Below are 387 nucleotides of genomic sequence, written 5' to 3' on the forward strand. Positions count from 1 at the left end.
CGTATTCAAAAAGTGTTGACCGAGGATTTTCCACAATATGATATTTCGTTGGATCGCGCATTAATTGAACCTTCATTTTTGTGCGAACAATACGGAATTCAAGGTCGTTTGGATTTATTGGATATTAACCCCGAAGGAAAAAATAAAATTATCGAGCTGAAATCTGGTGGTGCACCTTTTCCTGATGACGGAAAAAGTGTCAAGCCAAATCATGCGACGCAGCTCTTTTTATATTACCAAATTATTGGTGTTTTGTATGATTTAGAGTTTAAAGATGTCACAAAAAACACCGAAGGTTATATTTTCTATTCGAAAGTATATCAAGGAAATTTACGTTTTGATGTGCCAACTTTAGCGCGAGTTCAACGTATTTTTGATTTACGAAAT

At 34.9% G+C, this 387-nt stretch carries 1 protein-coding gene; it reads left to right on the forward strand.

The genetic code is table 11. The features are described from left to right. Positions 1–387, forward strand: a 387-nt coding sequence (locus QWI17_RS16560) for a PD-(D/E)XK nuclease family protein (protein ID WP_302723637.1), incomplete at both ends; no start/stop codon positions are given.

Origin of the sequence: Gilvimarinus gilvus, assembly GCF_030518155.1 — a bacterium.
In the GTDB taxonomy this organism is placed as follows: domain Bacteria; phylum Pseudomonadota; class Gammaproteobacteria; order Pseudomonadales; family Cellvibrionaceae; genus Gilvimarinus; species Gilvimarinus gilvus.